Here is a 21,416-nt window from a genome sequence, read left to right on the forward strand (position 1 = left end):
AGATCAGCGGAAACGAGCGGCTGCGTCGAGGATTCCCCGTTCGGCCGCCGCAATCGTCTCCGGATCGACGAACGGCTTCAGGCCCCGGCCACTCACGTAGTCGTCGAAGGCCTGCTGGGTGGTCCACCGCGGCGTGAACCCGAATTCCTTCTTCAGCTGGGTCGTGTCGACCACCCGGCCCCAGTTGAGGAACCTCATCTGGTCCGGCGAGAAGTCGACGAGCCGGGCGCTCCGGAAGAAGCCGCCGACAGTGGGCACGGCCATGCTGGGCACCGGCAGGTTCAGCCTGCCCGCCCGCCGGATGGCCTGCGACAGCAGCAGCACGCCGTCGCCTCCCACGTTGTACACACCTGGCAGGTCGTGCAGCGTCGCGCGTTCCAGGACCGCCAGCGCGTCCTCGGAGTGCAACAGCTGCACACGAGCGTCGTAGCCCAGGACGGTGGGCACGACCGGTAGGGCGAAGTAGCGGGTCAGCACGGTGTCGATGCGCGGACCGATGAAGTTCGTGAAGCGCAGTGTGGTGACGTTCACGTCCGGCCTGCGGCGGCCGAACCCGCGGACGTACCCCTCGACCTCGACGGCGTCCTTGGCGTAGCCGGACGACGGCAGGTCCTTGGGGCCCATGTCCTCGGTGAACACCGCGGGGTCGCGACTGCTGGACCCGTACACGGCGCTGGTGGACTTCACGACGAGCTTCTGGACCTTCGGCGACTTCTGGCACGCGGCCAGCAGCTGCATGGTCCCGATGACGTTCATCTCCTTCATCACCGTGCGGCCGGTGGGCCCGGCCGGGTTGGCGGTGACGGAGGCGTGCACGACCGTGTCGACGTTCGCCGTGGAGATGACCTTGCTGATCAGCGGGTTGCGGATGTCGGCGCGGACGAACTCCGCCCGGCCCATCCGGCGCAGGAGATCACGTGGCGGCGGTTCGGTGTCCACACCGAGCACGCGCTCGATGTCCGGGTTCGCGGCGAAGCGCGCGGCGAGGTGGCCGCCGAGGAAGCGGCTGACTCCGGTGACGAGGACGACCTTGGGCGTCATGCGACTCCAAGCACGAAGGGCGTTGCGATTGGTCGATGCTACAGACCGGATGTGAAACCGGAGGGGGCCGGAACGCCGTCTTGACGCAGGTCACGCAGGCTTTACTGGCTAATCACCCGATCGGCGGCGACCGTTCCCGTGTTTCCCGCCGCTCGTCTCAGTGGGTGATATCCGTGCTGCCGCAAGCACCCCGCCAGGTCTGTGCCAGACCTGGGAAACGCAACCGCCGCCGACCCCCTTGGGAGGGACCGGCGGCGGTAAGAGCGCACGCGGGCTTACTTGCCGCGCTTCCTGCGCTGGACCCTGGTCTTGCGCAGCAGCTTGCGGTGCTTCTTCTTCGACATGCGCTTGCGGCGCTTCTTGATGACCGAGCCCATGCGGGTTCCTTAGCTCTAGACGTTGCTTTGACTGGCGCGCCCCAGCCTTGGCCGTGTCAAGCACGGCGCGCCGGTAAGCACGATCGGCCTACCAGTCTACCCGGCGGGGTTCGCCAGCCTTCAGCCAGCGTCGAAGTACGCGTTCTCGAGGTAGGCGTGCACCGCTTTTTCGGGCACCCGGAACGACTTGCCGACCCGCACCGCGGGCAGTTCTCCGGAGTGCACCAGCCGGTACACGGTCATCTTCGAGACCCGCATCATCGAGGCCACTTCAGCCACGGTCAGGAACTGGACCTGAGCGAGACCTGTTCGTTCGTTCTCCTTCGCAGGCATGTATCACCGCATCCTTCGACACGTGTCGTGCCGTCGGTCTTCCCCACCGACGGTTCGACACGCACGTGCTGCCTCTGAGAGTAGCGGGACTGGTGTGACTCCTGCGACGTCCAACTAGTCAGTTTCAGGAAACGCGGGGCCCCCGCGTTCCCCTGGACGGCACGCGGGGCCCTCGCGTGCGCTCCAAGTGAACGAAAGCTCCCCGCGTGCACTCCTGGCGCACGCGGGGACCCCGCGTACTGTCACGTAGTACGAAAGCGCCCCGCGTGCGGGTCAGTCTTCGTGCTGGCGGCCGAGTTCGACGGAGCGGTCGCGCGCCGACTCGATCGCGGCCAGGAGGGCGGCGCGGACGCCGTGCTTCTCCAGCTCGCGGATCGCCATGATCGTCGTGCCCGCCGGCGAGGTGACCGCCTCACGCAGGATCACCGGGTGCGAGGAGCCCTCGGCCAGCATCGTCGCCGCACCGACGGCCGACTGGATGATCAGCTGGGACGCCAGGTCGCGCGGGATGCCGAGCAGGATGCCCGCGTCGATCATCGCCTCGACCAGGAAGAAGAAGTAGGCCGGACCGGAGCCGGACAGGGCCGTCACCGCGTCCTGCTGCGACTCCGGCACCACTGCGACCTTGCCCACGGTCGAGAGGAGCTCCTCGACGATCTTGAGGTGCTCCGGCGTGGCGTTGGAGCCGCCGGAGACCGCGCTCATGGCCTCGCCGACGACCATCGGGGTGTTCGGCATGACCCGCACGACCGGCGTACCCGCGGGCAGCCTGCGCTCGTACAGCGCCGTCGGCAGGCCCGCGCACAGCGACACGATGAGCGTGCCCGCGCGCAGCACCGGCTTGAGCTCGGTGAGCAACGGCTCGATGTCCTGCGGCTTCACCGCGACGATCAACACGTCGGCGTTGGCGGCGGCGCCGGGGACGTCCACCGCCTCGAACCCGTACTGCTCCGTCAGGGAGCGAGCCCTGGCCTCGTGCTTCTCGGTGAACATCAGATCGGCGGCCGAGCGGCCACCCTGCAGAAGCCCGGACAGCAGCGCCTCACCGATCTTGCCCGCGCCGAGCACCGCGATCTTCGTCATCGGTCAAGTCTCACACAGCAGGTGTCAACGCCAACTGCCGTGCCTGACACACCAAGCGGCCGGCCGCGTCGATCACCGTGGCGTCCTCGTCGAACCACTGCCCGTGCACCGCCTGGCAGGTGACGTGGATGCGCAGCCACCCCGGCGCCGGCCGGGCCCGCAGCAACGCGGTCAGCTGCACCGTCGGCGACCACCCGAACCGGCCGAGGTTGAACGTCACCGGCATGGACAGGTCGCCCGCGAGCAGCGCGAAGTACGGGTCGGGCTGCTCGTCGATCGGCCGTGCCCACAGCTTGAGCGTCAGCGGCCCGTCGGTGCGCCGGTCGAGGAACGTGGCCGACTCCCGGTCGATCCGCAGGTCGCAGAGGCTGCCGACCTTGTAGACGCCACCGGTCGGGAACGTCGCCAGCTCGACCGAACCGGGCGGCGGCGCGGCCGGGATCGACGGCAGGTTCACGTAGTCGGCCCGGTGCTCCGGGATCCGTCCCGTCGTCACCGTCGCCTCGACGCACACCTGACCGCGCTGCTCCAGCGTCACGGCGACGACCGTTGCCGTCCGCCCCGCCTTGCGCACATCCGTCCTGACCAGCACCGGACCGACCTCCGGCGCCCGCAGGAACTGCGCCGACACGGCCAGGGGATCGCCGTCGGCGACCTGCGCCGCCGCCCGGGTCATGACCGCGAGCAGGAACCCGCCGTGGGGTTTGGGGCCGACGGTCCACTCGGCGGGCAGGGACGCGGTGAAGGTTCCGTCACCGAGCGACCGGACCGCACTGGACTTGGTGAAGGTCATGAGCGGCTGGCCAGCGACCGCAAGAAGAAAGTCACGTTGGCAGGCCGTTCTGCTAGTCGCCGCATGAGATATCCGTACCACTGCTCGCCGTAGGGAACATAAACGCGAGCCCCGAGACGCTTCTGCTCATCGGGCCGGATGCCGTACAGCATCTGGTACTCGAAGTCAGTTTTGTCATACCAGCGGGCTCGCTCGCCAATGATTTCAATCAGTCGAGGGTCGTGCGTGGCGAACATCGGGTAACCCTCTCCAGCGAGGAGAACGTTCAGGCACCGCACGTAGTTCAGGTCGACCTCGTGCGGATCCTGAATCGCAACCTCTGGTGGTTCCGCGTAGGCGCCTTTGACCAGCCGGACCCTGCTCCCGGGCCCCGCGAGTTGCTTGCAGTCGTCCAGCGTCCGGTACAGGTACGTCTGCAGCACCGCGCCCACCCACGGCCAGCTGCGCCGCAGCTCCAGCAGGATCCGCAACGTCGAGTCCGTGGTGGTGTGATCTTCCATGTCGAGCGTCACCGTCGTGCCGCACTGCTCGGCCGCCGCGCAGATCCGGCTGGCATTCGTCAGGGCGAGCGACTCGTCCAGGTTCTGCCCCACCGCCGAGAGTTTGACGCTGACCTCTGCGTCCTCGGCCAGTCCGGCGGCGTGCAGCGCGTCGAGCAGCTCCAGGTACGCCTGCACGATCTTCTCGGCCTGCGCCTTGTCGGTGGTGTCCTCGCCGAGGTAGTCCAGCGTGACCGGCAGCCCGAGCCCGCGCACCACCTCGACGGCGTGCCGGGTGGTCTCGCCCGCGACGAAGCGCTTCACCACGTCACGGCTGATCGGCGCGTTGGCGACGAGGTGGCGGACAGTCTCGTTGCGAGACGCGGCCATGATCAACGCTCGCAGCGGGTTCACACCCCGAACCCTAACTCGCCGGTCGAACTACCGGTGTCTGGACACCGCGACATCAGTGCGGCAACGCGGAACGGCTCTTCCCCTGAGTTCCTTCGGTCGGAAACTCCAGGTGCAACCGGGCGAACAGCAAGGCCTCCGCGAGCATCTCCTGCCGGGCAGCGGGCGACCCCGCGCGCCGGGTGTTGACCTCCAGCACGACCTGCCCGTCGAACCCGCCCCGAGCCAGCATCTCGCACAGCTCGGCGCACGGCTGGGTGCCGCGGCCGGGCACCATGTGCTCGTCCTTGGGCGCCCCGGACCCGTCCGCGAGGTGGATGTGCCGCAACCCGTCGCCCATCCGCTTGGCCAGTTCCAACGCGTCCATGTGCGCGGCAGCCGAGTGCGACAGGTCCAGGGTGTAGTTGCGGTGGCCCACGTCGGTGGGGTCGATCGACGGCTTGAACGCGGTCATCTGCACCGACCGGCCCCGGCCCAGCGGCCGCCGCACCGGGAACATGTTCTCGACCGCGATGGCGATCCCGCTCTCGTCCTCCAGGGACGACACGAGGTCGGCGAACCCGTCCGCGTACTTGCGCTGCCACCGGAACGGCGGGTGCAGCACCACGGTCGGCGCGCCCAGGTCCTGCGCGGCCTGCACCGACTTGCGCAGCCGCTCGGCCGGGTCCGGTGACCAGACCCGTTGCGAGATGAGCAGACAGGGCGCGTGCACGGCCAGGACCGGCATGCCCGTTCGGGACGACAGGCGGTCGACGGCCCGGATGTCCTGCGACACCGGGTCGGCCCACACCATCAGCTCGACGCCGTCGTAGCCCAGGTCGGAGGCCATGTCGAAGGCCGCTCCGGCGGGCTGCGGGTACACCGACGCCGTGGAAAGCCCGACCGGGATGCGCGCGGTCAACTCTTCACCAGCAGCATCGCCGCTGGTGAGACGGTGACGATGAGGCCCACGAGCACGGCCAGGACAGTGGTCTGCAGGTCGTCCGCTCGGCGGATCTTTCTGACTAGCAACACCAGACCAACGGTAACCGCAAGCGCCACGACGAGTGCGGCGGCGGGTACGGAGCGCCACAGGAAGTTGAACGCGAGCCACAGGGCGGCGCCGCCGAGCACGCCGACGGCGAGCTGGCCGATCATGATCAGCCATTCCTTGCCGGCCGAGCGCTGAGCAGCCTCTTCCGGCTCTTCCGATACCTCGTCGGCGTCGTCGAGACCGGCCGGGCCGTCGTCTTCCTCTTCGTCGTCGTCCGCGAGGTAGTCGTCCTCGGGGCGGTACGCGGCGTACTCCTGCGAGTCGTCGTCCACGTACGGGCCGGGGTGGGCCGCGGTCGACTCCATCGGCTCCATGCCCAGGTCCGTCTGGGCGGCCATCTCGTCGTCGGAGAACCAGGCGTCGGGCTGGTTGTTCGGCAACGGTTCCGGCAGCTTCGGCGGAGCGGGCGGCACGATCAGCACGGACTCGGTCTCGAGCGCGGCGATCTGGTCCACCGGCGCCTTGGCCGGGATGCGCGGGAGCTGCTCGGTCATCGCCTCGCGCGGCGGCAAGCCCGCCGGCGTGGGAATGGGTCCCGAAGGCGGCGGCGGACCCGGCTTCGGCGGCCGGGTGATGTTCGTGCGCGTCGGGGCCGGTGCGGGCGGCGCGCCCGCCTCCAGGCGCGAGCTCAGGTCGGGCCGGGGCATGTCCGAGCGCGAGGGCGCCTCGGGACGTGCGGCCTCGGGACGCGGCAGGTCGGAACGCGACGGCTGGTCGCGGACCTGCGGCACCTGCCGGGTCTGCTCGGCGGCCGCGACGGGCGGCGGCACGACGGGAGGAGCCGGCGGAGGTGTGGGTGCCGGTCTGCGGACCTGCGGCGGCTGGGCGGGCGGGGCGACCGGCGGTTTCGGCTGGGCGACCTGCGGTTTCGGCTGGTACGCGGTTCGCTCGGCAGCCGCTGGCGGCGGTGCGGCAGGCGGCGCCGGGGGTTCGGGAGCCGCGCGACGGCCGGGCTGCGGCTGGTCGTCCTCGCGGATCGCCATCAGCCGGCCGCTGTCGGACAGGACCCGCTCGATGATCGTCTGGGGTGCGGTCTCCGGCTGCTGGACGTCGTCGGTGTCGTCAGCCGCGCGGCGGCGTCGCCGACGTGGCGCACTCTCTGCGCTGCCCCCGTACTGGGCGAGCAGCTCAGCGACTGTGCGCTGCGTCTGGTCCGATCCGCTCTCTCGACTCATCAACTCCACCGTGCCCCGTGCTGGCCAGTCCGTCCAGTATCGCTCTGGTCCGTCCCATCAGTGTGGTCCAGCCGCCGAAGGATGACACCCTCCCGGAGCGCCCAGGGGCAAATCTCCAGCTGCGTGAGTGACAGGGCTCGCATTGTTGCCTCCGCGACCAGCGCGCCCGCGACGAGCTGGTGCGCGCGAGAAGTGCTCACGCCTTCCAGTTCGGCGAGATCACTGGCCGACATCCGGGAGATGAACGCGATCAGCTGCCGCAGGCCCGCGTCGGTGAGCACTCGGCGTGCCCTGGGCCCGGCAGACGATGGCGCGGCCCCGGTGAGCCGCGCCAGCGTTCGGAAAGTTTTTGAGGTCGCAACCACCCGATCGGGTTCACCCGCGCGTTTCAGCTTCCGCGCCACCGGCGCGAGCTGTTCGGCGAGCCAGTCGGTGGTCTCGCGGACCTCCGAGCGCCGGGGCGGGTCCTTCTTGAACCGGGTCCTGGTGAGCCGGCCCGCGCCCAGCGGCACGGAGAAGGCCATGTCGGGGTTCTCGTCGCGGCCGACGGCCAGCTCCAGCGAGCCGCCGCCGATGTCGAGGCACAGCAGTTTGCCCGCGGACCAGCCGTACCAGCGACGGACCGCGAGGAAGGTGTACTTCGCCTCGTCCTCGCCGGAGAGGACCTTGAGGTCGACCCCGGTCTCGGTGCGCACCCGGTCGAGCACTTCGGCGGAGTTGCCCGCCTCGCGCACCGCCGAGGTCGCGAACGCCATCAGGTCCTCGCAGCCGGACCGCTTGGCCGACGCCTTCGCGCCGGCCACCGCTCGAACCAGCTGGTCAGAGCCCGCCTTCGTCAGCTGCCCCTTGGTGTCGAGCTGCTCGGCGAGTCTCAGGATCGTCTTCTCGGACGTCGTCGGGATGGGGTGGGCACCACGATGCGCGTCCACCACCAGTAGGTGGACGGTGTTGGAACCCACGTCGAGAACGCCCAGGCGCACGCGGGAAACGGTACCTGGTCGTGTCCGTCAGGACTCGAACTTGTAACCCAGACCCCTCACGGTCACCAGGTGCCGCGGGGCCGACGGGTCCGGTTCGATCTTCGACCGCAGCCGCTTGACGTGCACGTCCAGCGTCTTCGTGTCGCCGACGTAGTCCGCTCCCCACACGCGGTCGATCAGCTGGCCCCTGGTCAGGACGCGGCCGACGTTGCGCAGCAGGTACTCGAGGAGGTCGAACTCCTTGAGCGGCAGGCTGATGTCCTGGCCGCTGACGGTGACGACGTGGCGTTCCACGTCCATCCGCACCGGACCTGCCTCGAGGATCTGCGGGAGCAGGTCCTCGGACTCGCCGCCGCGACGCAGCACCGCGCGAATGCGGGCGATGAGCTCGCGGGCCGAGTACGGCTTGGTGACGTAGTCGTCCGCGCCGAGCTCCAGGCCGACGACCTTGTCGATCTCGCTGTCGCGTGCGGTCACCATGATCACCGGCACGGCGGAGCGCTGCCGCAGCTGCTTGCAGACGTCGGTGCCGCTCATGCCGGGGAGCATGAGGTCGAGCAGCACGATGTCGGCGCCGTTGCGGTCGAACTCCTCCAGCGCCTCCTGGCCGGTGGCGGCGAGCGCCGCGGTGAACCCTTCCTTGCGCAGCAGGAAGGCGAGCGGATCGGCGAAGGACTCCTCGTCCTCCACGATGAGCACCCTGGTCACAGCTCTCCTCCAGTGTCACCCGCGCCGGTCGGGACGAGGGTCGGGTTGGGTTCGGCCGCCGCGGCCGGAAGCCGCAGCGTGAAGGTGGAACCCGTTCCTGGCAGGCTCCACAGCTTCACCTCGCCGCCGTGGTTGGCGGCGACGTGCTTGACGATCGCGAGCCCCAGTCCGGTTCCGCCGGTCGCCCGCGATCGGGCCTTGTCGACGCGGTAGAACCGCTCGAAGACGCGTTGCTGCTGGTCCTCGGCGATGCCGATGCCGCGGTCGGTCACGGCGATCTCGACGTGCCCGTCCACCAGCCTCCTGCTCACCGAGACGGGACTGCCGGGCGGCGAGTACGCGACGGCGTTGTCCAGCAGGTTCGTCAGTGCCGTGACCAGCAACGACCGGTCACCCGGCACGACGAACCCGCTCGGCTCGTCGGTGGTGATCGAGATGTTGACCGACTCGGCGGCGAGCTTGGACCGCGACAGCGCCTCGTTGATCACGACGTCGATCTCGGTGTCGCTGAGCTCCGGCAGCTTCTCCGCGCCCTGCAGGCGGGACAGCGCGATCAGCTCGGTGACGAGCGTGCCGAGGCGGGTGGCCTCCTGCATGATCTTCGCGCTGAACCGGCGGACCTCGTCCTGGTCGTCGCTCGCGTCCAGCACGGCCTCCGCCAGCAGCGCGAGGGCCCCGACCGGGGTCTTGAGCTCGTGGCTGACGTTCGCCACGAAGTCGCGTCGCGTCTTCTCCAGCCGCACCGACTCCGACTCGTCCGTGGCGTCGACGACGGTGAAGTCCTCGATGAGCAGCCGGACCTCGGCGTGCACGGCCTCCGGCTGCCGCCCGGTCCGGTAGCCCTCCAACGGCGAGAGGTCGACGTACACGACCTCGTTGCTGTTGCGGACGCCCTCGGCGGCCTTGCGCGCCCGGTCGTCGACGCGGTTGTTGCGCACGATCCCGAGGTGTTCCGCGCGGGGGTTGTGCAACACGACGTCGCCGAAGTGGTTGAGCACCACGATGCCGTCGTGCGAGTCGTGCACGATCTGCTGGATCAGGTCGGCGACCGTGAGGCCTTCCGGCTTCTTGGGGTGCCGTGGAGCGGTGAACCGGCCGATGAAGAAAGCGGCCATCGCGCCGATGAGCGCGAGGCCGATCGACACAGCGAGGTAACCCGTTGTGGTCACGAAGCGAATGGTAAGCAGCTCAGAGGTGTCTTGGCCTAGTGCGAGAGCGTGAACCGTGATACCCGCGACACCTCAGTGGACGGTTGTTCCGCCCCAGGTCAGCCACCGTTCACCCAACCGTGATGCTTCCCGGGAACGCGGGGGCCCCGCGTTTCCCGGGAGGAAACGCGGGGCCCCCGCGTTACGTACTAGCGGCCCTGGTTGGCGACGGCTGCGATGGCGTCCTTCGCGGCCTCGGGGTCGAGGTATTCGCCGCCCGGCTTGAGGGGCTTCAGGTCCTCGTCCAGGTCGTAGCGCAGCGGGATGCCCGTCGGGATGTTCAGGCCCGCGATGGCCTCGTCGGAGATGCCGTCGAGGTGCTTGACCAAAGCGCGCAGCGAGTTGCCGTGCGCGGCCACGAGAACGGTCTTGCCGGTGCGCAGGTCCGGCACGATCGCCTCGTCCCAGTACGGGAGCATGCGCTTGACGACGTCCAGCAGGCACTCGGTCAGCGGCAGGTCGGGGCCGAGGCCCGCGTAGCGCGGGTCGGTGTCCTGGGAGTACTCGCTGCCGGGCTCGATGGGCGGCGGCGGGGTGTCGTAGGACCGGCGCCAGAGCATGAACTGCTCCTCGCCGAACTCCTCCAGCGTCTGCTTCTTGTTCTTGCCCTGCAACGCGCCGTAGTGGCGTTCGTTGAGGCGCCAGTCGCGGCGGACCGGGATCCAGTGCCGGTCGGCGGCGTCGAGCGCCAGGTTCGCGGTCATGATCGCGCGGCGCATGAGGCTCGTGTGCAGGATCTCCGGCAGCACACCGGCTTCGCGCAGCAGCTGGCCGCCGCGGCGGGCCTCCCGCTCGCCCTTCTCCGACAGGGGAACGTCCACCCAGCCGGTGAACAGGTTCTCCGCGTTCCACGTGCTCTCGCCGTGGCGGAGCAGCACCAAGGTTCCGACAGACATGGCAGCTAGCCTGCCATGCCGACCCTCCTGCCGTACCCCGGCCGGTCACCGTGATCCACGCCATGGGACTCGCCCCCAGCAATGAACTTGCCGGGGGCGTCCGTCCGAGACTTGCGCGTCAGGCCTGCTCGCGAGCCCTGAGGTCCTTGCGCAGGATCTTGCCCGCGGCCGACTTCGGGATCGCCTCGATGAACTCCACCGCGCGCACCTTCTTGTGCGGCGCGACCTGCGAGGCCACGAACTCCATCACGGCGTCGCCGTCGATCTCCGACTCGGCCTGCCGCACCACGAAGGCCTTCGGGACCTCCTCGCCGTCCGCGTCGCGCACGCCGATGACCGCCGCGTCGGCGATCTCCGGGTGGGTCAGCAGCACGGCTTCCAGTTCGGCCGGCGGGACCTGGTAGCCCTTGTACTTGATGAGCTCCTTGACGCGGTCGACGATCGAGACGATGCCGTCGGCGTCGATCACGGCCACGTCGCCGGTGTGCAGCCAGCCCTCGTCGTCGATGGTGGCGGCGGTGGCCTCGGCGTTGTTGAGGTAGCCCTTCATGATGTTCGGGCCCTTGCACCACAGTTCGCCGCGCTCGCCCACGCCCACGTCGGCGCCGGTGGCCGGGTCTACCAGGCGGCACTCGAGGTTCGGGATGATCACGCCGACGGTGCCCACCGAGATGTCGTCGCGGGCGTCCGGGATCGCGTGGCTGACCGGGGACATCTCGGTCATGCCGTAGCCCTGCGAGACGCGGCAGCCAAGGCGCTTGCGGACCGCGTCGGCGAGCTCTACGTCGAGCGGTGCGGCGCCGGAGAACAGGGTGGCCATCGCGGACAGGTCGTAGTTGTCGACGATCGGGTGCTTGGCCAGGGCGACGGCCACTGGTGGTGCGATGTAGACGCGGTCGGTCTTGTGTTCGGCGATCACGCGGAGGAACTCGGGCAGTTCGAACTTCGGCAGCGTCACGACGACACCGCCGATGTACAGGCCGTTGTTCATCAACACCTGCATGCCGTAGATGTGGAAGAACGGCAGAACAGCAAGAATTCGGGTGTGCGGGCCGACATCCGAAAGAATCGGGCCGCACTGGACGAGATTCGCGACCAAGTTGCGGTGCGTCAGCATGACGCCCTTCGGCAACGCGGTCGTGCCGGACGAGTACGGCAGCACCGCGATGTCCTCGGCCGGGTTGATCTCGACCGACGGCACCGGGTGATCGTTCGCCAGCAGCTCCGGCAGGGACGGGTAGCCCTCGGCGCCGTCCAGCACCACGACGTCGGTCACGCCGGCTTTCGCGGCACCCGGAGCGGCGTTCGGCAACAGCACGGACACCGTGAACAGCATCTTCGCGCCCGCGTCCTGCAACTGGTGCGCGACGTCATCAGCCGTGTAGAGGGCATTGAGCGTGGTCGCCGTGGCGCCCGCACGCAGGATGCCGTGGAAGACGACGGCGTAGTAGGGCGTGTTCGGGCTGAGGATGCCGACCACGTCGCCCTTGCCGATGCCGCGCGCGGCCAGCGCGGCGGCCATGCGGTCGATCATCGCGACAAGCTGGCCGTAGGTGATCGAGGCACCGGACATGCCGTCGATCAACGCAACCCGGTCCGCCCGATCGGCGATGTCGCCGAACAACAGCTGGTGCAGCGACACATCAGGGATCTCGACATCGGGGAACGGACTGCGAAAGACCATGCGGCGACCCTCATTCACTTTGAACACCCAGCCTGTGGGGTCATCGTGATCCAGCCCACTGAACAGGTCAAGGACTCCCTGATCGCTACAGAGACGTTACTTTGCGCAACTAAATCCACTCGAATGGAGTAATACAAGCACTTGTGAACGCAAGGACGTATCTGGGAAGTTGATACCGCCTCCGCGAGTCGGCTCCCACGCTTACTCGACGAGCGGACGCACCTTGCGCGGTTCGTCATCCCCCGTCGAATCGCGTGGCCCGCTTCGGATCCGCAGGCTCCCCCCGTCCACGGATCCACGCAGCGGGGACCTTTGACGCGGGACGGCTCGATGCGACTCCCCCTCTCTCCCGAGCCGTTCCGCGCATCATCAAAGGGCTACTCTCAGTAGAACTTGATCATGTTGCTTCGTTCATTCGAGTGACACGCTTCCGGCGCCGCAGGACGTAGATCACCACCGCCGCGGGCACGCCGAGCGCCACCGCGAACGGCAGCACTGCGCCGACCGCGATCAAGATCCCGCCGAGCACCGCCAGCAGCGCGTTCCAGCCACCGGCGAGGGCGCTGAGGAACCCGGCCTTCTCCGGCTCGGGCGGCGCGATCGGCACCGTCGCGACCTGCACCGTCAACGTGGCGAGAGCGACCTTGCCCTTCAACGACTCGCTGCGCCGCTGCATCGACTCGAGCTCGCTCTGCCGCTTGGTCAGCTCGCTCTCGATCTGTGCGATCTCGGCCGTCGTCGCCGCCCGCTCGAACAGCACCCGCAGCCGCTCGACGCTGGCCTTCTGCGTCGCGATCCGCGCCTCGACGTCGACCAGCTGGTCGGTGACGTCCTCGCTGCGCACCTCGCTCCGCGTCACCTCGCCGACGCTCGCCAGATCGCGAACGACCCGGTCCAGTTCGGAAGACGGCACCCGCACGGTCACGGATCCGCGTTCCTCGGTCGAGTTCTCCTGTCCCGCGAACCCGCCCACGGCCTGTGCGCGGTCCTTGATCTGACCGATGGCCTTCAGCACGTCGTCGCTGCGCAGGTCAACAGTCGCCGTGCGCACCAACTGCCGTTCCTGCTGCTGCACCGGCTGCACGCCCTGTGCGTTCGGTTCGGTCTTCGCGTTCTCCTGCTGCGGCGCCTTCTGCTGCGCCGCCTGCGGTGGAGCGGCGTCCAAGGCCGCCGACCCGCTCATCTCCTTCGAACTGTTGCTGCACCCCGCGGAAACCAGGGCCAGCAACGCGACTCCCACCCACAGCACTGGTCTGCCCATGCCAGTCAGACGGGGCTGGGTGGACCAGGGGTTGCCGCCTAGTCCGAAACGAGATGTTGGAATGCCTGCAGGTTCGCGAGCGACTCGCCGCGCGACACCCGCCACGCCCACTCCCGCCGGATCGCGTCGGCGAACCCGATCTCCAGCAGCGGGTTGAAGTCGCCGTCCGCCGCCTCCAGCACCTGCCCGAGCACGCGGTCCAGTTCGTCGGCCGTCACAGCGTGCTTCCCGACCCGTCCGACCAGGTAGATGTCACCCTCGGCGTCGATCGTGTAGTGCACGCCGTACAGCCGTGCGTTGCGCCGCAACAGGAACCGGTAGACGTCCTCGAACGACTGGTCCGGCCGCCGGCACACGAACGCCTCGACCAGCAACGCGTGCGTCGTCTCGACCAGCCACACGTTGGTCTGCAGCTTCTTGGTGCCCGGCAGCGTCACGAAGAACTTGCCCTCGTCGCGACGGTCGTACTTCAGCTCCCGTTCGTCCAGAAACGCTTTGATCACAACGTCAACAGCAGAGTCACTCAAGCGAAAACCTCCCGGCGGAACACGTCTGCCGCCTCTTGATACCCCGCCAGCAGGGCATCAGTCGTGCGATCCCACGAGAAGCGTCGCGCATGCCCCACCGCGTTGCTCGCCAGGTGCTCCCGCTGCGGCAACGCCGTCCCGCTGATCGCCGCCGCCCAGGCGCCCGGTTCGTGCCCGTGCACGAGCACCCCGGACATCCCGTCGTTGACCGCCACCGGCAACCCGCCGACCGCCGCCGCGACCACCGGCGTCCCGCACGCCTGGGCCTCCAGCGCCACCAGCCCGAACGACTCGTTGTAGCTCGGCACGGCCACCAGATCGGCGGCCCGGTAGACCTCCGCCAGCGTCGGCCCCGGCTGCGGCGGCAGGAACCGCACCACGTCCGCGATCCCCAGCTGGGCGGCCAGCTCCTCCAGTGCCTTCGGCCGTTCCGTGCCGGAACCCGAAGGTCCGCCGACGATCAGCACGATCAGCCGCGAACGCAGTCCCGGATCGCGGACCAGCATCTCGGCGGCCGCGCGCAACAGCACGTCAGGAGCCTTCAGCGGCTGGATGCGGCCGACGAACGCCAGCACGACCGCGTCCCGCGGGATGCCGAAACAGTGCCGCGCGTGAGCCTGGTCGCCCGGCGTGAAGCGGTCGAGGTCGACACCGGGCGGCACGACGGCGACCTTGGACGGTTCCGCGTCGTAGAGCTTGATCAGTTCGCTGGCCTCGATGTCGGTGTTGGCCACGAGCCGGTCCGACTCGGCGACCACCTGCTCCTCGCCGATCACCCGCATCCTGGGCTCCGGCGCGTCCCCCTCGGCCAGCGCCAGGTTCTTCACCTTGGCGAGCGTGTGCGCGGTGTGCACGAGCGGCACGCTCCAGCGTTCCCGCGCGAGCCAGCCGACCTGCCCGGACAGCCAGTAGTGCGAGTGGATCGCGTCGTAGTAGCCGGGCTCGTGCCGTGCCTCGGCGCGCAGCACCCCCGCCGTGAACGCACAGAGCTGACCAGGCAGTTCTTCCTTGCCCAGCCCTTCGAACGGTCCCGCGGCGACGTGCCGGACGCGCACCCCGGGAGCCAGTTCGGCGACCGGTGGCAGCTCGGACGACGTGGCGCGGGTGAAGATCTCGACCTCGACGCCGCGCTGGGCCATCCGCGTGGCCGTCTGCACGATGTAGACGTTCATCCCGCCCGCGTCGCCCGTCCCCGGCTGCTCCAGCGGTGACGTGTGCACCGAGAGCACCGCGACCCGCTTCACCGGGCCACCCGCTTCAGGTCAGACAAGAACTGCGCCGGCCGTTCCAGGAAGGGCGCGTGCGCGGTGTCGGGATAGAGGCTCAACTCGGCTCCGGGGATCAGGGCGGCGGAGTACTCGGCGGCGGCAGGGGCGACCACCTCGTCTTGAGTTCCGTGCACGATCAGCGTCGGCACGTCGACGCCCTTCAGCACGTCAGCGCTGCCCACATCCCTGCGGAACAGCTCACCTCGCACTTTATGGCTCACCGAGGTCGCGGAAGCTGTGAGTTCGGCGACCGTCTCGGCAGGTAGCGCGGGTGCCATGGCCCGGCAGAACGCCGCCATCACGGCGTCGTCGGTGATCGCGCCGGGCAACGCGGCGCGCATCACGGGGCCGGTGGCACCACCGGGGCGATCACGGCCGATTTCCGTGATGGCGCTCACGAACACCAGCGCGTTGATCAGCGCGGTGCCGTGGAAGCGGAGGTAGTCGGTGATCACCAGCCCGCCGTAGGACCATCCGACGACCGTCGCGGGTCCGGTGTGATCAAGCACTGTCTTCAGGTCTTCGGCCCACCGGGTGGAATCACGATAGTCGCCGAAGTCGTCGGATTCGCCGTGTCCTCGCAGGTCAACGGCATAAGTCCGGAAGTCGGGCAGGTTCCAGACCGCGCCGGTCTGCGCCCACCCGTGGACGAGCACCACCGGTGGCGCGTCGAGCGGTCCTGCCTCACGGACGGCCAGTCGTCCCCCGCCGGCCGCCGTCACGTGTGTTAGGTGCACACATCTGCGAACGACCTGGTCGGGGGACGCATTCCCGCCGGTCCTACTTCACCGCGGACTTGGCCTTCCACTGGTCCCACGGGATCTGCCAGTCGTACCAGTCGAACTGCGCCGGCAGCGTGGTGATGGAGCCGGTCACCTCGACCGGGTCACCGACCATCGCCGAGTCGTAGTACGCCTTCGCGTCGGCCTCCAGCAGGTTCGCGCAGCCGTGCGAGGTGTTCGCCTTGCCGATGTTGCCCGCGTTGTCGTTGTTCTCGTGGATGAACTCGCCGTGGTTCGAGAACCGGACGGCCCACTTCTTCACGACGTTGGTGTAGCCGTAGCGCGGGTTGTCGAACGAGAACGTGTCGTTCTTCGACATGACCACGAACGTGCCGTTCGGCGTGGTCAGCTCGGGGTCGGCGTCCTTGCCGAACGACGCCGGGTACGAGGCGACCTGCTGGCCGTCCCGCAGCACCACGAGCTGGTGCGTCGGGTTGTCGATCTTCACGACCTGGTTGCGGCCGATGGTGAAGTCCGAGGTGACGTCGGCCTTGCCGAACGCGCCACCGCCGTAGTTCACGCCGTAGAGCTTGGCCTCGACCTTGATCGTGGTGTTCGCCGGCCAGTACTTCTCCGGCCGGTAGTGCACTTCCTGGGCGTTGAGCCAGGCCCAGCTGCCGGTGATGTTCGCCGAGTTGGTGACCTTGAGCGCCTTCTCGACGGTCGCCTTGTCCTCGACCGGGGCCTCGAACTTGACCATGATCGGCGCCGCGACGCCGACGGTCTGGTTGTCCCCCGGCCACAGCGTCGCGCGGGTCTGCGAACCGGGCGCGACGGTGGTGAACGAGCCCTTGAGCTCGACCGGCCTGCCGTCCTTGCCGACGACCTTGCCGGAGTAGCTGTACGTCTTGCCGTAGCCCAGCGGCTCGGCGATCGTCCAGCCGGACTTGTCCTCGGTGAGGGTGCCCTTGACGTCCTTGCCCTCCGGCGACTTCACCGAGACGGACTCGATCGTCCCGTCCACCACGGTGACCTGGACCGGGGTCGTGACCTGCACGTCCTTGGTGCCGTCGACCGGGGACAGGGTGACCTTCGCGGAGGGCTGCGACGTGTCCGCCTTGGGCGAGCCCGTCTCGACACTCGAGCAGCCGGTCAGCAGCGTCAGCCCGGCGACCAGCGCGACAAGTGTTCTTTTCACGGTTTGACCTCCCACCATGGTGGACGTCCAGCGCCACCCCGAGGTGCGAGTGACGTCCGTCACATCCAGGCCTGCCGCCTACGATCGAGGCCGTGAATCGACCTGTCGCAGTAGTGACCGGAGCAAGCGCGGGCATCGGCGAGGCCACCGCGCGGCGGTTGGCCGCCGAGGGTTTCCACGTCGTGCTCGGCGCACGTCGCCTGGATCTTCTCCACGTTATCGCGAAGGAGATCGACGGGACGGCCGTCGAGCTGGACGTCACCGACGAGACCTCCGTCGCCGCCTTCGCCGACCGGGTACCCGAAGCTCGGGTCCTCGTGAACAACGCGGGTGGCGCGCGCGGGCTCTCGACCGTGGCCGAGGGCAGTCCCGAGGAGTGGCGCTGGATGTGGGAGGCGAACGTCCTCGGCACCCTTCTGGTGACCAAGGCGTTCATCCCGAAGCTGATCGCGTCCGGCGACGGGCACATCGTGTCCGTGACGTCCATCGCGGCGTACGAGGCCTACGACAACGGCTCCGGGTACACCAGCGCCAAGCACGCGCAGTCGGCGCTCCACCGGACGCTGAGGGGCGAACTGCTGGGTCAGCCCGTGCGGATCACCGAGATCCAGCCGGGCATGGTCGAGACGGACTTCTCGGCCAACCGGTTCGGCGGCGACACCGAGCGCGCGGCCAAGGTCTACCAGGGCCTCACGCCGCTGACCGCCGACGACGTGGCGGACGTGATCTCGTTCGCGGTCACCCGGCCGTCGCACGTGAACCTGGACACGATCGTGCTCAAGCCGCGGGCTCAGGCTTCCGCGACTCGGGCACACCGGGAGTGACCAGCTCCACGTCGAGCTGACGCAGGACGGGCTCGATGGGGTTGGCGAACCCCGTCGAGCCCGAGCCTGCGACGTACAGGCCCACCACCCGGTTGTCGGCGTCGACCAGCACCGCGCCGGAGTCGCCGTGGTCGCCGAAGCGTTCGGACGAACGCACGCGGATCTGGTCGCGCAACGTCCGGACGCCGAGGCCGTCGCCGAAGTCCAGGCGCAGCGTCGAGTCCACCGACGTGACCATGCCGTGGGTCAGACCCGTGGTGCGGCCGGTCTTGCGCACGGTGGAGCCGATCTCCGCCGGCGCCGTCCCGGTGAGCGCGCCGATGTCGAGCACCTCCGCGCGGAACGGCCGGTGGCCCATCCGCAGCCCCGCCGCCGACACGGATCCCGCGAGCGCCGCGCGGTCCAGCACCGCGACCTGGTCCGCCCCGGGAATCCCACCGTCCACTCTGGACGGATGCACGAACTCGTCGCCCACCGCCCACGAGTCGTCGACGCAGCCGACGTGGAACGTGGTGAGCCCCAGCACCTTCCTGGCCTCGTCGCGGGTGACCACGAACGCGCCGAGCGTGCCGGCGATCACGTACTCACCGGCCTTCTCGACCTCGGGCGGCACGACCCGGAACGACCGCGCGGGCCCGATGCTGATACCGCCGCGCAGCACCGGATGCCGTTGCACCTCAACGGGTTGCTCGTCCGACGTGCGGGTGATCCGGGCGCGGTGCAGCACGATCGACTCCGCGACGACGTCCGTCGGCACGCCGCCGACCTCCGGCGGGATCTGTTGCGGGTGCAGAGGCCCCTTGGCGCACACGTAGACCACGATCGCGGCCCGGCCCGTCGGGCGTCCGCCGGTGACCTTCTCGCCGATGTCGACACCGATCACGCCCGGCCGGGACAGGAACTCGTCTTCGACCATGCGCTTGATCGGCCTGATGACCTCGCGTGCGCTCTCGTCGAGGTAGCTCATAGCGACCTCCCGTTCCCCTGACCTCCATGAAACACGCCGGGTAGCGATTGGTCACATAGAGTCACCCGAACAGACCTACAGCTGAACGCCTACAAAAACGGGTTCAGGGTGCAGTTCCACGCCGAACGCGGCCCGCACGCCGTCGCGCACCTCGCGCGCCAGGTCGAGCAGGTCCTCGGTGGAGGCGCCGCCGCGGTTGGTCAGGGCGAGCGTGTGCTTGCCGGACAGCGACACCCGGCCGCCGGGACCCTGATGGCCCTTGCGGAAGCCGGCGCGTTCGATCAGCCATGCGGCGGAGAGCTTCTTCTGGCCGGGGCCCGCCGGGTAGACCGGCACGTTCACGTCGGCGCCGAGGCGTTCGGAGATGCGGAGCAGCACGCTCGTGAAGGTCGAGTCGTCGATGATCGGATTGGTGAAGAACGAGCCGGCGCTCCACGTGTCGTGGTCCGCGGGGTCGAGCACCATGCCCTTGCCGCGGCGCAGTTCCAGCACGGCCTTGCGGGCCTCGTCGGCCGGCACGCGATCACCTTGTGCCACCCCGAGAACGCGGGCGAGCTCGGCGTAGCGGATCGGCGCGGACATGCCGCCGGCGGTGAGCGAGAACCTGGTGCGCAGCACGACCGCGTTGTCCGTGCCCTTCAACACACTGGTGCGGTAGTCCAGACCCAGCTTGGCGGCGGGCACCTGATGCACCTTGCCGCTGCGCCGGTCGAGAAGATCCACCGACTGCAGCACCTGGGAGATCTCGATGCCGTACGCGCCGACGTTCTGCACCGGCGTGGCGCCGTTGAGGCCGGGGATGCCGGAGAGGCACTCGAGGCCGCCGAGGCCCTGCGCGACCGCCTCGGCGACGACCGCGTCCCACTCCTCGCCCGCCTCGACGGTGAACTGGACGATCCCGCCGCCCAGCGGGTCGAGCCGGAAACCCTTGGTGGCGACGTGCACGACGGTGCCGTCGAAGCCGCCGTCCGAGATCACGAGGTTCGATCCACCGCCGAGCACGAGGACCTTCTCGTCGTCGGCGGCGTCGGCTGTTCGCACGGCTTCGACCAGCTCAGCGGCGGTCGTGGCGTGGACGAACCGCGCGGCCGGGCCACCGAGTCGGAGCGTGGTGCGCTCGGCCAGAGGTACGGACTGCGTGGTGGTCACAGACGTCAACGGTAGCCTCCGCGACATGGCACGCCGCATCGAGCACCACACCACGTCACCCCATTCGGCGGAGAAGGTCTTCGGCGCGATGGTCGACGAGACCTATCTGCGGGACCGGCTGGCCGCGATCGGCGGCACGAACGCCGAGCTCGTGTCGTTCTCCTACGCCGACGGGAAGGCGTCCTACGAGCTCAAGCAGGGTGTTCCGGCCGAGCACCTGCCGTCCGTGGCGAAGTCGCTGCTCGGCGGCGACCTGGTGATCAAGCGCGTCGAGATCTGGGCGGCCGGCGCGGGCACGGTCGAGGTCACGCTGTCCGGCGTCCCCGGACGGCTCGACGGCGCGTTCACCATCACGGGCAACGGATCCGGCTCGAAGGTCACCCTCACGGGGGAGGCCAAGGTCAGCATCCCGCTCATGGGCGGAAAGCTCGAGAAGGTGATCGCCGAGCAGGTCGTCGTGCTGCTCGACAAGGAGAGCGAGTTCACCACGCAATGGCTCGCAAACCGCGGCTAGCGGCCGGCCGGGCCCGCGCGCTCGGCGTCCCCACCCGCGGCACGACCAACCCGAACCGCCTGCGCCGGGTCGACCGGTGGATGACCGGCACCCTCGCGTCGTTCCTGACAACCGCTGCCGACCCGCTGGTGGTCGACCTCGGCTACGGCGCGACGCCGATCACCACCGTGGAGATGGCCGCTCGGCTGCGGGTGGTGCGGCCGGACGTGCGCGTGCTCGGGCTGGAGATCGACCAGGAGCGCGTCGACGCGGGCAAGGCCGTTGCCTCACCGCCGTTGCTGGACTTCCGGCGCGGTGGCTTCGAGCTGGCCGGTGCGCGTCCGGTGTTGTTGCGCGCGTTCAACGTGCTGCGCCAGTACACCGAGGAGCAGGCGTTCGAGGCGTGGGACACGATGCTCTCGCGCATGGCCCCCGGCGGGTTGATCGTCGAGGGCACCTGCGACGAGATCGGCCGGCGGTGCACGTGGGTGACGCTTTCCGCGGACGGGCCCTTGCGGTTCACGCTGGCGTGCAAGCCGTCCGGCATCGACGTGCCCTCCGACCTGGCCGAACGGCTGCCCAAGGCGTTGATCCACAAGAACGTGCCGGGCGAACGCGTGCACGCGTTGCTGGCCGAACTGGACGCTTGCTGGGCGACGGCGGCACCGTTCGCGCCGTTCGGGCCTCGGGCGCGGTGGGTGGAGTCGGCGCGGCTGCTGGCCGAGCGCGGCTGGCCGGTGGTGGACGACCGGCGGCGCTGGCGGCTCGGCGAAATCTCGCTCGAATGGGCCGCTGTCGCGCCATAG

23 protein-coding genes are annotated in these 21,416 nt (G+C 69.2%); 3 read left to right on the forward strand and 20 right to left on the reverse strand.

The window, feature by feature from the left end; all coding sequences use genetic code 11:
* Positions 1 to 3: 3 nt before the first annotated feature.
* The 18 genes from G7043_RS07740 to G7043_RS07825 form a co-directional block, all read right to left on the reverse strand.
* The gene (locus tag G7043_RS07740) at positions 4 to 1,041 is read right to left on the reverse strand and encodes an NAD-dependent epimerase/dehydratase family protein (protein WP_166044776.1); all 1,038 of its coding nucleotides are present in this window, start codon (positions 1,039 to 1,041) and stop codon (positions 4 to 6) included.
* Positions 1,042 to 1,316: 275 nt separating this feature from the next.
* Complete coding sequence (locus G7043_RS07745; protein ID WP_015105422.1) at positions 1,317 to 1,418, reverse strand: 30S ribosomal protein bS22; 102 nt, start codon at positions 1,416 to 1,418, stop codon at positions 1,317 to 1,319.
* Positions 1,419 to 1,538: 120 nt separating this feature from the next.
* Entirely contained in the window at positions 1,539 to 1,751 is a 213-nt protein-coding gene (locus tag G7043_RS07750) for a helix-turn-helix domain-containing protein (protein ID WP_030477960.1), read from the reverse strand.
* 273 nt (positions 1,752 to 2,024) lie between these two features.
* Entirely contained in the window at positions 2,025 to 2,834 is an 810-nt protein-coding gene (proC, locus tag G7043_RS07755; protein ID WP_166044777.1) for a pyrroline-5-carboxylate reductase, read from the reverse strand.
* A 10-nt stretch (positions 2,835 to 2,844) separates the two neighbouring features.
* Positions 2,845 to 3,627, reverse strand: a complete 783-nt coding sequence (locus G7043_RS07760) for a thioesterase family protein (protein ID WP_166044778.1) — start codon at positions 3,625 to 3,627, stop codon at positions 2,845 to 2,847.
* Positions 3,624 to 4,520: a proline dehydrogenase family protein gene (locus tag G7043_RS07765; protein ID WP_166044779.1), complete on the reverse strand. Its 897-nt coding sequence runs from the start codon at positions 4,518 to 4,520 to the stop codon at positions 3,624 to 3,626. The genes G7043_RS07760 and G7043_RS07765 overlap by 4 nt, the downstream gene beginning before the upstream one ends.
* A gap of 52 nt (positions 4,521 to 4,572) precedes the next feature.
* Positions 4,573 to 5,418 carry a sugar phosphate isomerase/epimerase family protein gene (locus G7043_RS07770; RefSeq protein WP_242641845.1) on the reverse strand — a complete coding sequence of 282 codons (846 nt, stop codon included), beginning with the start codon at positions 5,416 to 5,418 and terminating at the stop codon, positions 4,573 to 4,575.
* On the reverse strand, positions 5,415 to 6,725 hold the full coding sequence (locus G7043_RS07775; protein ID WP_207310592.1) for a hypothetical protein: 1,311 nt from the start codon (positions 6,723 to 6,725) through the stop codon (positions 5,415 to 5,417). Before G7043_RS07775 ends, G7043_RS07770 begins: the two co-directional genes overlap by 4 nt.
* On the reverse strand, positions 6,725 to 7,705 hold the full coding sequence (locus G7043_RS07780) for a Ppx/GppA phosphatase family protein (protein WP_166044780.1): 981 nt from the start codon (positions 7,703 to 7,705) through the stop codon (positions 6,725 to 6,727). The genes G7043_RS07775 and G7043_RS07780 overlap by 1 nt, the downstream gene beginning before the upstream one ends.
* A gap of 27 nt (positions 7,706 to 7,732) precedes the next feature.
* Complete coding sequence (locus tag G7043_RS07785) at positions 7,733 to 8,413, reverse strand: response regulator transcription factor (RefSeq protein WP_109629061.1); 681 nt, start codon at positions 8,411 to 8,413, stop codon at positions 7,733 to 7,735.
* On the reverse strand, positions 8,410 to 9,582 hold the full coding sequence (locus G7043_RS07790; protein ID WP_313887740.1) for a sensor histidine kinase: 1,173 nt from the start codon (positions 9,580 to 9,582) through the stop codon (positions 8,410 to 8,412). Before G7043_RS07790 ends, G7043_RS07785 begins: the two co-directional genes overlap by 4 nt.
* Before the next feature lie 188 nt (positions 9,583 to 9,770).
* Positions 9,771 to 10,517, reverse strand: coding sequence for a phosphoglyceromutase (locus G7043_RS07795; RefSeq protein ID WP_166044781.1), 747 nt, complete (start codon positions 10,515 to 10,517; stop codon positions 9,771 to 9,773).
* 118 nt (positions 10,518 to 10,635) lie between these two features.
* Positions 10,636 to 12,201, reverse strand: a complete 1,566-nt coding sequence (locus G7043_RS07800; protein WP_166044782.1) for a 4-coumarate--CoA ligase family protein — start codon at positions 12,199 to 12,201, stop codon at positions 10,636 to 10,638.
* Positions 12,202 to 12,598: 397 nt separating this feature from the next.
* Positions 12,599 to 13,462 (reverse strand): DUF4349 domain-containing protein, encoded by an 864-nt coding sequence (locus G7043_RS07805; RefSeq protein ID WP_166044783.1) that lies wholly within the window; start codon positions 13,460 to 13,462, stop codon positions 12,599 to 12,601.
* A 38-nt stretch (positions 13,463 to 13,500) separates the two neighbouring features.
* Positions 13,501 to 13,965: a type III secretion system chaperone family protein gene (locus tag G7043_RS07810; protein WP_313887741.1), complete on the reverse strand. Its 465-nt coding sequence runs from the start codon at positions 13,963 to 13,965 to the stop codon at positions 13,501 to 13,503.
* 20 nt (positions 13,966 to 13,985) lie between these two features.
* Complete coding sequence (mshA, locus tag G7043_RS07815) at positions 13,986 to 15,233, reverse strand: D-inositol-3-phosphate glycosyltransferase (protein ID WP_313887742.1); 1,248 nt, start codon at positions 15,231 to 15,233, stop codon at positions 13,986 to 13,988.
* Positions 15,230 to 15,979 (reverse strand): alpha/beta fold hydrolase, encoded by a 750-nt coding sequence (locus G7043_RS07820; RefSeq protein WP_313887743.1) that lies wholly within the window; start codon positions 15,977 to 15,979, stop codon positions 15,230 to 15,232. Before G7043_RS07820 ends, mshA begins: the two co-directional genes overlap by 4 nt.
* Before the next feature lie 58 nt (positions 15,980 to 16,037).
* Positions 16,038 to 17,195, reverse strand: a complete 1,158-nt coding sequence (locus tag G7043_RS07825) for a L,D-transpeptidase (protein WP_166044786.1) — start codon at positions 17,193 to 17,195, stop codon at positions 16,038 to 16,040.
* 74 nt (positions 17,196 to 17,269) lie between these two features.
* Between G7043_RS07825 and G7043_RS07830 the strand changes: the two genes are divergently transcribed.
* On the forward strand, positions 17,270 to 18,001 hold the full coding sequence (locus G7043_RS07830) for an SDR family oxidoreductase (RefSeq protein ID WP_166044787.1): 732 nt from the start codon (positions 17,270 to 17,272) through the stop codon (positions 17,999 to 18,001).
* Here G7043_RS07830 and G7043_RS07835 read toward each other — a convergent pair.
* Together G7043_RS07835 and G7043_RS07840 are read right to left on the reverse strand one after the other, a co-directional pair.
* Positions 17,955 to 18,968, reverse strand: coding sequence for a hypothetical protein (locus G7043_RS07835; protein WP_166044788.1), 1,014 nt, complete (start codon positions 18,966 to 18,968; stop codon positions 17,955 to 17,957). The genes G7043_RS07830 and G7043_RS07835 overlap by 47 nt on opposite strands.
* 75 nt (positions 18,969 to 19,043) lie before the next feature.
* Positions 19,044 to 20,144: a UDP-N-acetylmuramate dehydrogenase gene (locus tag G7043_RS07840; RefSeq protein WP_242641846.1), complete on the reverse strand. Its 1,101-nt coding sequence runs from the start codon at positions 20,142 to 20,144 to the stop codon at positions 19,044 to 19,046.
* Here G7043_RS07840 and G7043_RS07845 point away from each other — a divergent pair.
* Entirely contained in the window at positions 20,143 to 20,631 is a 489-nt protein-coding gene (locus G7043_RS07845; RefSeq protein WP_207310593.1) for a DUF2505 domain-containing protein, read from the forward strand. The two genes, G7043_RS07840 and G7043_RS07845, sit on opposite strands and share 2 nt — an antisense overlap.
* Positions 20,610 to 21,416, forward strand: a complete 807-nt coding sequence (locus G7043_RS07850; protein WP_166044791.1) for a class I SAM-dependent methyltransferase — start codon at positions 20,610 to 20,612, stop codon at positions 21,414 to 21,416. The genes G7043_RS07845 and G7043_RS07850 overlap by 22 nt, the downstream gene beginning before the upstream one ends.

Source organism: Lentzea alba, assembly GCF_011067745.1.
GTDB lineage: Bacteria > Actinomycetota > Actinomycetes > Mycobacteriales > Pseudonocardiaceae > Lentzea > Lentzea alba.